General features: G+C 45.2%; 1 protein-coding gene. It reads right to left on the reverse strand.

All coding sequences use genetic code 11. The features are described from left to right. Positions 1–376 (reverse strand): transposase (locus tag B2R82_RS04225; RefSeq protein WP_286923674.1); only part of this gene is annotated, 376 nt, incomplete at its 3' end. Positions 377–640: the final 264 nt, after the last annotated feature.

Raw genomic sequence — 640 nt, forward strand, 5'->3', positions numbered from 1 at the left:
GAAAAATTGCACGAGATGAAAGCGATCCAGCACATGAATCGCTAGGATAAACGGCTTGTATCGCGTTCGCCATTGCTGGAGCGAAATCACTGACCACCGTACGAATTGGACCTGTTACTTTCTGTAAAACAGCGATAATAGCGTCTTGATTTCGATGAGGAACAATCGCCAAAATACGACCCGTGTCAGCATTTAAAACACTGGTCGCATAATTGTGTCCTTTGCGTAAGGTGAACTCATCTACACAGATAGTTGTGGCGATTTCTTCCGTTAATTCATCAGTTGCATACAAGTAATACCAACGCTCAACAGTCGTATAGGGCAGTTCGTATCCACGCGCTACATCAGCAATGGAACGACCGTGGCAACGCCTCACAAGTTCTCTACGAAACATAGCCGAAGACGCTTGGACAATCCCTAAACCGAAGTCATAGGTAAATGTGAGGTCGCAGGCAATACAACGATGACGTGGAATCGCCATCTCAATCCAAATAAATCCGAGATGCCAAGCATAGCCATGACGAAAACGACGTAACGTTTGTGCATGGCGAATCGTTTTCCCTTGGCAAATTGGACATGGCACTGAATAAGCACCTACAGTAACAGGAAATACATTGAGTTCTTCGTCAGATGGAAAAGA

It is taken from the genome of Lysinibacillus sp. UBA6686 (assembly GCF_002455205.1).
GTDB lineage: Bacteria > Bacillota > Bacilli > Bacillales_A > Planococcaceae > Lysinibacillus > Lysinibacillus pakistanensis.